The sequence below is a fragment of the Streptomyces sp. NPDC088745 genome, assembly GCF_044751045.1.
Classification (GTDB): domain Bacteria; phylum Actinomycetota; class Actinomycetes; order Streptomycetales; family Streptomycetaceae; genus Streptomyces; species Streptomyces cremeus.
Window position 1 is genome coordinate 95,228 of the sequence record NZ_JBIVLB010000006.1, and the last position, 12,508, is coordinate 107,735.

Below are 12,508 nucleotides of genomic sequence, written 5' to 3' on the forward strand. Positions count from 1 at the left end.
TGGGCCCCCGCAGAGATCCCGAAGGAGCACGCATGGACGCCAGGGCCCTGGGCGACCTGATCGACGTCGTCCGCAGCCCGGCGCTGCGCTTGCTCGCCGTGCCGCGCGACGGCGCCGTGCGGATCACCGAGGTGCTGCTGTACGACGCCCACGCCCCGCTCCCGGCCGCCCCCGGCGCCCTGCTGCTGGCGGTCGGCGTGCGGCCGGGCGACGCGGGGCCGCTCGTGCGGGAGGCCGCCGCGGCCGCGATGGCCGGTGTCCTGGTCCGGGGCGCCGAGAACGCGCCGGTCGCGGAGGCCCAGGCGTACGGCGTGGCCCTGCTGTCCGTCGAGGAGGGCGCGGCCTGGCACCACGTCCACCTCACCCTGGCCTCGGCGATCGAGGCGCGGCCCGCCCGCGGCGACGGTCTCGCCGACCTGTTCGCCCTGGCCGGGGCCATCGCCACGGCGACCGGCGGGGCGACCAGCCTGGAGGACCCGCACCAGCGGATCCTGGCCTACTCCACCGTGCCCGGACAGCCCGTCGACGAGGACCGGCGGCAGGGCATCCTCGGCCTCCAGGTCCCCGAGGGCCTGGCGAACGCCGCCCAGTACCGGGCGGTGTTCGCCGCGCCGGGCCCCGTGCGGCTGCCCGCGCTGACCGACGGCGACCTGCCGAGGCTCGCCGTCGCGGTACGGGCCGGGGACGAGCCCCTGGGCTCCGTCTGGGTCGTCGACGACGGGACGCTGGCCGCCGACGCCGAGAAGACCCTCATCCAGGGCGCGTCCACCGCCGCCCTGCTCCTGCTGCGCGCCCGCGCCGCCGAGGAACTGGCCCGCCACCGCGACACCGAGCTGCTGCGCAGGCTGCTGGACGGTACCGCGGAACCCGAGGACGCGACCCGCCTGCTGGGGGCGGGCCCGGTCCGCGTCGCCGCGTTCGCACCGGCGGACACCGGCAGCGCCCCGGACGGCGAGTGGACCTCGCTGCGGCTGCTGGACCTTGTACGCCTCCAGTGCGCGGCCCGCAGCGGCCGGCACGCCTGCGTCCGCGTCGACGGGGTGGTGTACGCCCTGCTGGCCGCGTCCGGCGACGCCGAGCAGCACCGGCGGCTCGCCGAGGACATCGTGCACCGGGCCGGGCAGGCGCTGCGCGTTCCGGTACGGGCGGCGCTCGGCCCCGTCGCGCCCGGACCCGGCGGCGTACCCGGCTCGCGGACGGACGCCGACCTGGTGCTGCGGCTGCTGCACGACGGGCTGCCGGTGGCCACGGTCGACGAGGTGCGCGCCCGGGTGACGCTGCTGCGGCTCGCCGCCGTGCTCCGCGAGGACCCCGGGCTCCGGGCGGGCGACTGGCAGCGGATCGTGGCGGCAGACGCCGAGCAGGGCACCGAGTACGCCCGCACGCTGGCCGCCTGGCTGGACGCGGGCTGCGACGTGGGGCGGGCGTCCAAGGAGCTCTCGGTGCACCCCAACACCTGCCGCTACCGGCTCAAGCAGGCCTGCCGGCAGTTCGGCGCCGACCTCCAGGACCCCGACCGGCGCCTCGTGCTGTGGCTGCACCTGCGGACCCTGGGGGGCTTCGACCACCCACGAGCCGGGCGGCCGAGCGCTTGAGGCGAACGGGCGGGGGCGCACGAGGACGGCGCCGCGCCCGCCGAGCCGGGTCCGCAGCAGCGCGCGGCCCCGCGAGCGCGCCCCGGGTGCCGTGCGGTGCGCGGCGGCTTAGATTGCGGGCATGGCTACCGAGCGCTTCACGATCTACCTGGTGCCCGAGCACGTCGAGGGGCACCCCGCCACCGTGCAGGAGACGGCCGTCCGCGCGGAGGAGGTCACCGCCACCGGCGAGACCGGCTCCTCCGGCTACCCGCGCTACGCGGGCGGCGGCCTGGTGGCGGACATCGACGCAGCGACACCGGCGGTCGAGGCACTGCTGGTCGACGGCTCGGAGCTGGACTACGGGCTGCGCGCGGTGATCCTGCCGTAGGAGCGGGCGTCACGCGCGGACGCCCCGGACACCGGTCGCAGAACCGGGGCCGGGGCGCCGCTTCCGTACGCGTACGGAGCACGGATACGCCTACGGGTGCGGATCAGACGCGGACCGCATCGCGCTCCTCGGCCCCGGTGCCCGTGTCCTTGCCCGTCGCCGCGTCCAGGCTCGCGCCCTCGATGTCGAGGTCGGGCAGGGCCCGCTGGAGCGGGCGCGGCAGCCACCAGGCCGCCCGGCCGAGCAGGGTCATCACCGCGGGGACGAGCGTCATCCGTACGACGAACGCGTCCACGACCACGCCGACCGCCAGCGCGAAGCCGATCGACTTGATGATCGGGTCGTCGAGCAGCACGAACCCGCCGAACACCGCCGTCATGATCAGCGCGGCGGCGGTCACCACCCGGGCGTTGTGGCCGACGCCGCCGACCACCGCGTCGCGCGCGGGCGTGCCGTGCACGAAGTCCTCGCGCATCCGGGAGACGAGGAAGACCTCGTAGTCCATGGCCAGGCCGAAGAGGATGCCGATGAGCAGGATCGGCAGGAAGCTGACCAGCGGGCCGGGCGTGTCGATGCCGAGGAGGTCCGCCAGGTGGCCCTGCTGGAAGATGGCGACCGTGATGCCGAAGGTCGCGCCGACGGTGAGCAGGAAGCCCAGCGCCGCCTTCAGCGGCACCAGCACCGAGCGGAACACCAGCATCAGCAGCAGCACCGAGAGGCCCACGACGAGGCCGAGGTAGACCGGCATCGCGTCCGACAGCTTCTCCGAGACGTCGATGCCGAGCGCGGTGACACCGGTCAGCGCGATGTCCACGCCCTTGACCTGGTCGACCTTGTCGCGGATGGCGTGCACCGCGTCCTCGGTGGCCACGTCGGTGGGACCGGCCTTCGGGATGACGGGGAGCAGGGCGGTGGTGCCCGCCTTGTTGAACTGCGGCTGGGCGACGGCGACGACACCGGGGGTGTCCTGGATGAGCCCGGCGGCCTGGGCGGTCGCGGCCCTGGTCTGCGCCGGGTCGTCGGAGGAGACCACCGCGAGCAGCCGCCCGTTGAAGCCGGGACCGAAGCCCTCGCTGGTCAGGTCGTACGCCTTGCGGGCGGGGGAGTCCACGGCGGCCGTGCCCGCGTCGGGCAGCGCGAGCCGCATGTCCTGCGCGGGCAGGGCGAGCGCGCCGAGACCGGCGATGCCGACGACCAGCAGCGGAATGCGCAGCCGGGCGACCAGGCGGCCCCAGCGGAAGCCGAACGGCTCCGTGCGCTGCGGGGCGGGCTGCCCCTTGCGCAGCCGGCGCGGCAGCACCTTCTCGCCCGCGAAGCCGAGCGCGGCCGGCAGCAGGGTGAGCGCGACGAGCACGGCGACCAGGACGGTTCCGGCGGCGGCCAGGCCCATGACGCTCAGGAACGGAATGCCGACGACCGACAGGCCCACCAGGGCGATGACGACGGTCGCGCCCGCGAAGACCACGGCGGAGCCGGCGGTTCCGGTGGCCCGGCCGACGGCCTCCTCGCCGTCCAGGCCCTCGGCGAGGTACTGGCGGTAGCGGGAGGTGATGAAGAGGGAGTAGTCGATGCCGACGGCCAGCCCCAGCATCAGCGCGAGGACGGGCGCGGTGCTGGTCAGTTCGACGGTGCTGCTGAGCGCGAAGAGCCCGGCCATGCCCGCGCCGACCCCGATCAGGGCGTTGAGCAGGGTCATGCCTGCCGCGACGAGCGAGCCGAAGGTGACCACGAGGACCACGGCCGCGACCGCGACGCCGATCGCCTCGGTCGAGCCGACCTCGACCTTGGCGGTCATCACCTCGCCGCCGTGCTCGACGGTCAGCCCCTTCGCGGAGGCGCCGGCCTTCTCGTAGGCGGTGCGTTCGGCGTCGGTGACGTCCTCGGCGCTCTTGTCGAACTGCACCTGGACCAGGGCGTACCGCAGGTCGGGGGAGAGGGCCTTCGCCTGGAAGGGGTCGATCGCGCCCAGCACGCCGGGCACGTCCTTGGCCTCGGCCACGACCGGGGCGACCCGGGCCGGGGTGAGCTTCTCGCCCTCGGGAGCGGCCACCACGATCGTGCCGGTCGTTCCGCTCGCCTCGGGGAACTCCTCCTTAAGCGAGGTCAGGGCACGCTGCGACTCGGTGCCCGGCATGGTGAACTTGTCGGTCGTCTGGCCATGGAAGAGCAGGGCCAGGGTGCCGAGCAGGGCGAGCAGGACCAGCCAGCCGGCGGCTATGCGGCCCCGGCGGCGGAAGGAGAACCGGCCGAGCCGGTAGAGCAGGGATGCCATGCGGAGGTGTGACTCCTGGTTCGGTACGGCCACGAGGGGCGTTCGGTGCGGAGGGGGGAGGAGGTCGGGGCGGGCGCGCGGGGGGCGTGGGATGCGCGGGTCGCGTGTGGAGCGCGGGTCGCGCGGGTCGCTCGGGTCGGCCTACCCGGCAGGGTGGCCGAGCGTCCGCAGGGCACCGGCGATCAGTTCCTCGCGCAGTACCCCGTCGGGCACGTCGACCTCCCCGGCGCAGGTGACGAAGACCGCCCCGAGCACCATGTGCGCGCCGACGACGCGGCCGGGCTCCTGCGAGCCGCCGCTCATGGCCGCGACGAGGCGTTGGCCGAGGGCCGGGATGTCGCCCAGTGCGGGGTTGCAGATCATCGTGGGGGTGTCTTCGAAGAGGATCTTGACCTCGCGCCGGTAGCGCAGGGCGAGGTCCACGAAGCCGGTGACCGTCGCCGTCACGCGCTCCTCGCCGGGCAGGGCGTCCAGGCGCGCGGCCAGCGCGGCCAGCTCTTCGCCCGCCGGGGTCAGCAGCTCGGTGAGGATCGCTTCCTTGGTGCTGAAGTGATAGATCAGCGACGCCTTCGAGCAGCCCGCGTCGGCCGCGATGGCGTGCAGGGACGTACCGCTGAACCCGTTCGAGGCGAACAGGCGCAGGGCTGATCTCAGGATGTCTCCGCGCATCGCGGACGCAGGGCGTGCCATGCCCCCACCGTAACTGTCCGATCGGTCAGAACTGACCGATCGGACAGGCGAGCGGTGTGAAGTGCGCCATCGTGTGGGCTGCCGGAAGGGGGGTACGCAGGCGCGTCCCGCCGTACGGAGAGGGGGCCGTCGGGCCGCCCGAGCGCGGAGGCAGGCATTGAGCAGCGGTCAAACAAGTGCGGCACGAGGCGACGCCTCCCACGGATACCTGCACGTCGCCGCTTCCCTTCTGGCCCTCCGTCTGTTTAGAGTGCCGTTCTAAACAGTGCGTGGAGGAGTGACGGCGTGCGACTGACCCCGACCGAACGTGACCGGTTGCTGCTCTTCGGGGCGGCGGAGCTGGCCCGGGCCCGCAGGGCGCGCGGGCTGCGGCTCAACGTGCCCGAGGCCACCGCCCTGATCGCCGACACCGTCTGCGAGGCGGCACGCGACGGACGACGGCTCGCGGAAGCCATCGAGGCGGCGCGCGGAGTCCTCGGACCGGAGGACGTCCTGCCCGGGGTCGCCGACGTGGTCACCGAGGTCCACGTCGAGGCGGTCTTCGACGACGGCTCGCGGCTCGCGGTCGTGAGCGACCCCTTCCGGGGCGGCACACTCGGCGACGACGCCCCCGGCGCCCTCCTGCCGGGCCCCGGCTACGAGGACCCCGCCGCGACGGTGCGCATCACCGTGCACAACACCGCCGACGTCCCGGTGTCCGTCACCTCGCACTTCCACTTCTTCGAGGCGAACCCCCGCCTGGACTTCCCCCGCGCCGCCGCGTACGGGATGCACCTGGCCGTCCCCGCCGGGTCCTCCTTCCGCTTCGGCCCCGGCGAGCGCGCCGAGGTGGGCCTGGTCCCGATCGGCGGCGCCCGCGTCGCGATCGGCTTCGCCGGACTGGTCGACGGCCCGCTCGACGCGCCGGGCGCCAAGGAGGAGGCCCTGCGCAGGGCGGCGGCGTGCGGCTATCTGGGGGCGGCGCTGTGACCCGCCCCCCGGCCGCCCCCGATCCCGGCCCCGGCCCCGTCGGGGCGGTGCCGTACGCCTCCGCCTCCCCGGCCCGTGCCGTGCCCGCCGGCTCCGCCGGTGCCGGGCGGCCCGGGACCGCAGCCCCTTCCACCCCTTCCGTGCCCGCTGAACCCACCCCCCGTCCGACGGAGGCGAACCGATGAGCCCTGCCATCACCCCCTACGAGTACGCCGCCGTGCACGGCCCCCGCGCCGGGGACCGGGTGCGGCTCGGGGACTCCGGGCTCGTCGTGCGCGTGGAGAGCGACTCGCAGTCGCCCGGGGACGAGTTCCTCGCCGGGTTCGGCAAGACCGCGCGGGACGGGCTGCACCTCAAGGCCGCCGCCGTGCGGGACACCTGCGACGTGGTGATCAGCAACGTGCTGCTGCTCGACGCGGTGCAGGGCATCCGCAAGGTTTCCATCGGCATCCGGGAGGGCCGGATCTCGGGCGTCGGCCGGGCCGGCAACCCCGACACCCTCGACGGCGTCGACGTGGTGGTCGGGACCGGGACCACCATCGTCTCGGGCGAAGGGCTCATCGCGACCGCCGGGGCCGTCGACACGCACGTCCACCTGCTGTCGCCCAGGATCATGGAGGCCTCGCTCGCGAGCGGCGTCACCACGATCATCGGCCAGGAGTTCGGACCGGTGTGGGGCGTCGGGGTCAACTCGCCGTGGGCGCTGCGGCACGCGTTCAGCGCCTTCGACGCGTGGCCGGTCAACATCGGCTTCCTGGCCCGGGGCTCCTCCTCGCACGGGGCGCCCCTCGTCGAGGCGCTCGCGGAGGGCGGAGCTTCGGGGTTCAAGGTCCACGAGGACATGGGCGCCCACACCCGCGCCCTGGACACCGCCCTGCGCGTCGCCGACGAACACGACGTCCAAGTCGCCCTGCACAGCGACGGGCTGAACGAATGCCTCAGCGTCGAGGACACCCTGCGCGTCCTGGAAGGCCGTACGATCCACGCCTTCCACATCGAGGGCTGCGGCGGCGGACACGTCCCGAACGTGCTGAAGATGGCCGGTGTGCCGAACGTCATCGGCTCCTCCACCAACCCCACCCTCCCCTTCGGCCGCGACGCCGTCGCCGAGCACTACGGGATGATCGTCTCCGTACACGACCTCAAGACGGACCTGCCCGGCGACGCCGCCATGGCCCGCGACCGCATCCGCGCCGGGACGATGGGCGCGGAGGACGTGCTGCACGATCTCGGGGCCATCGGCATCACCTCCTCCGACGCCCAGGGCATGGGCCGCGCGGGCGAGACCGTGCGCCGCACCTTCCAGCTCGCCGGGAAGATGAAGGCCGAACGCGGCGCGGAGGGCGACGACGACAACGCCCGCGTCCTGCGCTACCTGGCCAAGCTCACCATCAACCCCGCCATCGCCCACGGCCTCGCCCACGAGGTCGGCTCGGTGGAGGTCGGCAAGATGGCCGACATCGTGCTCTGGCGGCCCGACTCCTTCGGTGCGAAGCCCCAGATGGTGCTGAAGTCGGGCTTCCCCGCGTACGGGGTCACGGGTGACCCGAACGCCGCCACCGACACGTGCGAGCCCCTCGTGCTGGGCCCCCTGTTCGGCGCGCACGGCGCCGCCCCCGCCGACCTCTCCGTCGCCTTCGTCGCGCAGGCCGCCCTCGACCAGGGCAACGACAGCATGCCGACCCGCCGGCGCCGGGTCGCCGTCCGGGGCACCCGGAACATCGGCCCGGCCGACCTGCTCCGCAACTCCCGCACGGGCTCCGTCGACGTGGACGGCCGCACCGGCCTGGTCACCCTGGACGGCGACCCGCTGCGCTCCGAGCCCTCGGACTCGGTCTCGCTCAACCGCCTGTACTTCCTCTGACCGGCTGACCGGCTGACCGTCCGGCTGACCGGCCGCTCCCCTGAGCCCCGCTGCCCCCTGAGCCCCGCCGCCCCCCTGAGCCCCGCCGCCCCCTGACACAAGGACACGACCATGTTCCGCATGCCCCCCGAATGGGCCCCGCACGAGCGCACCTGGATGGCCTGGCCCGGCCCCAACACCACCTTCCACGACCCCGCCGAACTCGCCGCCTCCCGCGAGGCCTGGGCCGCCGTCGCCCGCGCGGTGCGCCGCTTCGAACCCGTCACGATGGTCGTCGCCCCGGGCCAGTCCGAGAGCGCCGCCGCCCTGCTCGGGCCGGACGTCGACCTCGTCGAGCACGCCCTGGACGACGCCTGGATGCGCGACATCGGGCCGACCTTCGTCACCGACGACGAGTCGGGCCGACTGGCCGCCGTGGACTGGGTGTTCAACGGCTGGGGCGCCCAGGAATGGGCCTCCTGGGAGCACGACTCCAAGGTCGCCGCGCACGTCGCGGACCTGGCGTCCGTCCCCACCCACGCCTCCCGCCTGGTCAACGAGGGCGGCGGCCTGCACGTCGACGGCGAGGGCACGGTCCTGCTCACCGAGACCGTCCAGCTCGGCCCGGAGCGCAACCCCGGCTGGACCCGCGAGCAGGTCGAGGCCGAGATCCACGCCCGGCTGGGCACCACCAAGGCGATCTGGCTGCCCCGCGGCCTCACCGGCGACTACCCTCCCCACGGCTACGGCACCCTCGGCCATGTCGACATCGTCGCCGCGTTCGCCGCCCCCGGCGTGGTCCTGGTCCACTCCCAGCCCGACCCCGCCCACCCCGACCACGAGCTCTGCCGGAACATCGCCGCGCAGCTCCGCACGGAGACGGACGCCAAGGGCCGCCCCCTGACCGTCATCGAGGTCCCCGCCCCGGCGGGCGTGAAGGACGAGGAGGGCCACTGGCTCGACCACTCCTACATCAACCACTACCTCTGCAACGGCGGCGTCGTCCTGTGCGCCTTCGACGACCCCCGCGACGAGGAGGCCGCCGCGCTCTTCCGCCGCCTCTTCCCGGACCGCGAGGTGGTGCTCGTCGACGCCCGCACGATCTTCGCGGGCGGCGGCGGCATCCACTGCATCACCCAGCAGCAGCCCGCCCGCCCGACGGCCGGGGCCTGACCGGCCCCGACGGCACCGCCCCCCTCCGTACCGCACCGATCAGGTAGAACGTACGAGTGAACAACGCCCCTGCCGACCCCCCGCCCGGCTCCGTGCCCGGCCCCGGTCCCGCGTCCGGTCCCGCCCCGCGGCGGCGCAGGACCGCGCCGCCGCGCGAGACGGTGTTCGCCGCCGCCATGGCCGCCATCGCCGAGGACGGCCTCGACAGGCTGACCATGGCCGGACTCGGGCGGGAGGTCGGCATGAGCAGCGGCCACCTCCTCTACTACTTCCGCTCCAAGGACGAGCTGCTGCTGCGCACCCTGGAGTGGAGCGAGGAACAGCTCGGCGTGGAGCGCCGCCAGGCCCTGGCCCGCCAGGTCCCGGTGCGGGAGCGGCTCGACGCCTTCGTGCGGCTGTACGTTCCCCAGGCGCCCCGCGACCCCCACTGGACGCTCTGGCTGGAGCTCTGGAACCGGGCCCGCTCCCTCGACGACGCCGCCCGCGACCGGCTCCTGGACATCGAACTGTCCTGGCACCGCGACCTGGTGGCCCTCCTCGTCGAGGGCGCGTCCCGGGGCGAGTTCCGCGCCGTGGACGCCGAGCGCATCGCCACCCGCGTCCGGGCCCTGCTGGACGGCTTCAGCACCCATGTCGCCATGGGACTCCCGGGATCCGACCGCGCCCACGTCCTGGCACACGTCGCCGACTTCTTCGACGAGACGCTGAGCCCGAACGGCCGGACGGGGTGAGCGGCCCCGTCCGGAGGAGCGGGCCGGGCGCTACGAGGAGGGCCGAACCAGTGCGAGGACGCGGTCGACGAAGGCGGACTGGCCCGACACCAGCCGTTCGGCCGCCTGCGCGGGGGTGCACCAGGCGAAGCGGTCCATCTCCGGGAACTCCCGCTGCACGCCGGAGCCGCGCGGCCACTCCATGACGAAGGTCCCCGGCACCGCGTCCGCCGGGTCGAGGTCCGCCTCCAGGGCCCAGGCCACGACCGTCTTGCCGTTGTTCTGGAGCACCTCGCCGAGCGGCAGCCACGTTCCCTCCGGTACGGGCAGACCCAGCTCCTCCTGGAACTCCCGGCGGGCGGCCGCCGCCGGTTCCTCGTCGGGGCCGTACTCGCCCTTGGGGACCGACCAGGCGGCCTTGTCCCGGCGCGCCCAGAAGGGGCCGCCCAGGTGGCCGATCAACACCTCGACGTCCTGCGGCCCGGCCGTGCCGGTGCGGCGGAAGAGCAGGAGGCCGGCGCTGCGCCGGCCGGGGCGCGTGTCCTTGTCCTTGACCATGCGGACCAGTCTGCGCGCGCGACGAAGGGGCCGCCAGCGGGAGGCCGGCCCGGTGCACACCCTGGCTGACGGGGCGTCAGGTGTGCTTCGCTGCGTCCCTGTGACCGCGGCGACACCGGGGAGACGGGTTGCGCATGGATCGGCGTGGGTTCCTCAGAGGGGCGGTGGCCCTCTCCGCCGCCGGGGCGCTGGCCCGCGCCGGTACGGGAACGGCCCGGGCCGGTGAGAGCCCCCGGGCCCTCGGCACGGGGGACTGGATGGCCGGGCTGGACGCGGGCCGGCCGCTGCGTACGCTGACGGTGCCCGGCGCCCACGACTCGGGAGCGCGGTACGGCGGGCCGTGGGCGGAGTGCCAGAACACCACCGTCGCCCAGCAGTTGGCGTCCGGCATCCGCTCCCTCGGCATACGGTGCCGAGTCTTCGAGGGCTCGTACACGATCCATCACGGCGCGGTCTACCAGCGCCTCGACTTCGACGACGTGCTGAGCGCCTGCAGCGATTTCCTCGCCGCCCACCCGTCGGAGACGGTGCTGATGCGGGTCAAGCACGAGTACTCCGAGGTCTCCGGGGCGGAGTTCGGGGCCCTCTTCGCGGACTGCCGGGCGGAATCCGCTGGGGCGACTCCTCGGTCTCCGACATCCAGGACGACTGCCAGGCCGAGCCGTTCGCGAAGTACCCGCGGATCGAGGCCCGGTTCCGGGAGGCGGTGGCCCGGCCGGGCAAGCAGTACGCCAACCTCGTGAGCGCCGCCGCCGGGCTCCCGCCCCGCTGGAACTCCGACCGCCTCAACCCCAAGGTGCACGCCCTGCTGAGCCGCCCGGAGGCCGGGGGCCGGCGCGGCCCGGGCATCGTGCCGCTGGACTTCCCGCGGACCAGGCCGGGCCTGGTGGAGGCGCTGATCCGGCTCAACTGACAGGGGGTGGCGGAGGGGCCGCCGCCCCCCGCCCGGCCTCACCCCGCCCGTGACGCCCGGCTGTCGCGCTCGTGCTCGCGGCGGGCCGCCTCCAGCAGACCGCGCCAGGAGGTCACCAGGGGACGGCGGCGCAGCAGGGCACGGCGTTCGCGCTCGGTCATGCCGCCCCAGACGCCGTGCTCGATGCGCCGGTCCAGTGCGTGCGCCAGGCACTCCGTGCGCACCGGACAGCTCCCGCACACCGATTTCATCCTGTTCTGGGCCGCGCCCTCCACGAACAGGTCGTCCGGATCGAGGGACAGGCACCTGGCCCGCTCGCCCCACTCCTCACCGGCAGTCGTCACCGCGCCGCCCCTCCGTTCCCGAAACCCGCCTTCGGCAACGGCGGGTGGCAAGTGCCAACGAACGTAGGCCAGTTGAGCCGAACATGGAACACATGAGTCGCACAGCCACTCCATCCGGTCTCCCTTCGCGAACACGTGCGAGCCCAAGCGGGCCCCCGGCGGGCGCGGGAGCGCGTGCGAGCGGGCCCCCGGCGGGCGCGGACCGGCGCGCGAGCCGTGGCCAAGGCGTCGTCTATGCTTCTAGCCGGTCGCGGGGCAGCGACTCGTCGCCGCGTGGCCCGGCAGGGACCACCGGGAAGCAACCCGGGGGACACCGCGGCCCGCCGGCCCGTCTCCCCGCGGTGCGGGGCGCCCGGCCCGCCCGGCCGCGCGTGCGAGAACCCCGGGGGAGAAGCGAGGAATGGCAGTGATCTGCGTCGGTGGCATGATCGGGATCGGCAAGACGAGCGTCGCCGAACTGATCGCCAAGGAGCTGGGCAGCGACGTCTTCTACGAGAGCGTCGACGACAACCCCATCCTCCCGCTCTTCTACACGGCGAGCCCCGAGGAGATCCAGGCCAAGCGCTACCCCTTCCTCCTCCAGCTCTACTTCCTGCAGACCCGGTTCGCCTCGATCAAGGAGGCGTACAAGAACGACGACAGCGTCCTGGACCGCTCCATCTACGAGGACTGGTACTTCGCCAAGGTCAACCACGACCTGGGCCGGATCACCGCCCTGGAGATGCGGGTGTACGAGGGCCTGCTCGGCGAGATGATGGGCGAGATCGAGGGCCTGCCCTACCGCAAGGCCCCCGACCTGATGGTCTACCTCAAGGCGGACTTCGAGACCGTGCTGCACCGCATCGGGCTGCGCGGCCGGGACTTCGAGCAGGACGCGGGCCTCGTCGAGTACTACCGCACGCTGTGGTCGGGCTACGACGACTGGGTGCACCTGCACTACTCGGCCAGCGACGTCCTCGTCGTGGACATGACGTGCACCGACGTGGTGAACAACCCCGCGGACGCCGCCCGCGTCGCCCGCGAGGTCAAGGAGGCCCTGGCCGCGGCCAGGCTCCGGGCAGTGGCCTGAGC

Annotated in this window: 11 protein-coding genes and 1 pseudogene; 8 read left to right on the forward strand and 4 right to left on the reverse strand. The window is 74.1% G+C overall.

Annotated features, from left to right (window positions below; all coding sequences use genetic code 11):
* The first annotated feature begins 32 nt into the window (after window positions 1-32).
* The gene (locus ACIP93_RS17865; RefSeq protein WP_401759962.1) at window positions 33-1,595 is read left to right on the forward strand and encodes a PucR family transcriptional regulator; all 1,563 of its coding nucleotides are present in this window, start codon (window positions 33-35) and stop codon (window positions 1,593-1,595) included.
* Window positions 1,596-1,716: 121 nt separating this feature from the next.
* Complete coding sequence (locus tag ACIP93_RS17870) at window positions 1,717-1,965, forward strand: hypothetical protein (RefSeq protein ID WP_345219522.1); 249 nt, start codon at window positions 1,717-1,719, stop codon at window positions 1,963-1,965.
* Between the two features lie 103 nt (window positions 1,966-2,068).
* Here the strand turns inward: ACIP93_RS17870 and ACIP93_RS17875 are convergent, their stop codons facing one another.
* The gene (locus ACIP93_RS17875) at window positions 2,069-4,237 is read right to left on the reverse strand and encodes an MMPL family transporter (RefSeq protein WP_401759965.1); all 2,169 of its coding nucleotides are present in this window, start codon (window positions 4,235-4,237) and stop codon (window positions 2,069-2,071) included.
* Window positions 4,238-4,378: 141 nt separating this feature from the next.
* Window positions 4,379-4,927 (reverse strand): helix-turn-helix domain-containing protein, encoded by a 549-nt coding sequence (locus tag ACIP93_RS17880; protein WP_345219524.1) that lies wholly within the window; start codon window positions 4,925-4,927, stop codon window positions 4,379-4,381.
* 285 nt (window positions 4,928-5,212) lie between these two features.
* On the opposite strand from ACIP93_RS17880, the gene ureA reads away from it, so the two are divergent.
* The 4 genes from ureA (at window position 5,213) to ACIP93_RS17900 (ending at window position 9,643) form a co-directional block, all read left to right on the forward strand.
* Window positions 5,213-5,896, forward strand: coding sequence for an urease subunit gamma (ureA, locus tag ACIP93_RS17885; RefSeq protein WP_345219525.1), 684 nt, complete (start codon window positions 5,213-5,215; stop codon window positions 5,894-5,896).
* A 181-nt stretch (window positions 5,897-6,077) separates the two neighbouring features.
* On the forward strand, window positions 6,078-7,760 hold the full coding sequence (locus ACIP93_RS17890) for an urease subunit alpha (protein ID WP_345219526.1): 1,683 nt from the start codon (window positions 6,078-6,080) through the stop codon (window positions 7,758-7,760).
* Window positions 7,761-7,871: 111 nt separating this feature from the next.
* Complete coding sequence (locus tag ACIP93_RS17895; RefSeq protein WP_345219527.1) at window positions 7,872-8,912, forward strand: agmatine deiminase family protein; 1,041 nt, start codon at window positions 7,872-7,874, stop codon at window positions 8,910-8,912.
* A 176-nt stretch (window positions 8,913-9,088) separates the two neighbouring features.
* Entirely contained in the window at window positions 9,089-9,643 is a 555-nt protein-coding gene (locus ACIP93_RS17900) for a TetR/AcrR family transcriptional regulator (RefSeq protein ID WP_401760599.1), read from the forward strand.
* A 30-nt stretch (window positions 9,644-9,673) separates the two neighbouring features.
* On the opposite strand, the gene ACIP93_RS17905 is transcribed toward ACIP93_RS17900, so the two are convergent.
* Window positions 9,674-10,180, reverse strand: a complete 507-nt coding sequence (locus ACIP93_RS17905) for an NUDIX domain-containing protein (protein ID WP_401759971.1) — start codon at window positions 10,178-10,180, stop codon at window positions 9,674-9,676.
* Between the two features lie 134 nt (window positions 10,181-10,314).
* Between ACIP93_RS17905 and ACIP93_RS17910 the strand changes: the two are divergent.
* A pseudogene (locus tag ACIP93_RS17910) lies at window positions 10,315-11,093 on the forward strand (phosphatidylinositol-specific phospholipase C domain-containing protein).
* A gap of 38 nt (window positions 11,094-11,131) precedes the next feature.
* On the opposite strand, the gene ACIP93_RS17915 reads toward ACIP93_RS17910, so the two are convergent.
* Window positions 11,132-11,437, reverse strand: a complete 306-nt coding sequence (locus ACIP93_RS17915; RefSeq protein WP_345219530.1) for a WhiB family transcriptional regulator — start codon at window positions 11,435-11,437, stop codon at window positions 11,132-11,134.
* A 400-nt stretch (window positions 11,438-11,837) separates the two neighbouring features.
* On the opposite strand from ACIP93_RS17915, the gene ACIP93_RS17920 reads away from it, so the two are divergent.
* Complete coding sequence (locus tag ACIP93_RS17920) at window positions 11,838-12,506, forward strand: deoxynucleoside kinase (RefSeq protein ID WP_345219531.1); 669 nt, start codon at window positions 11,838-11,840, stop codon at window positions 12,504-12,506.
* Window positions 12,507-12,508: the final 2 nt, after the last annotated feature.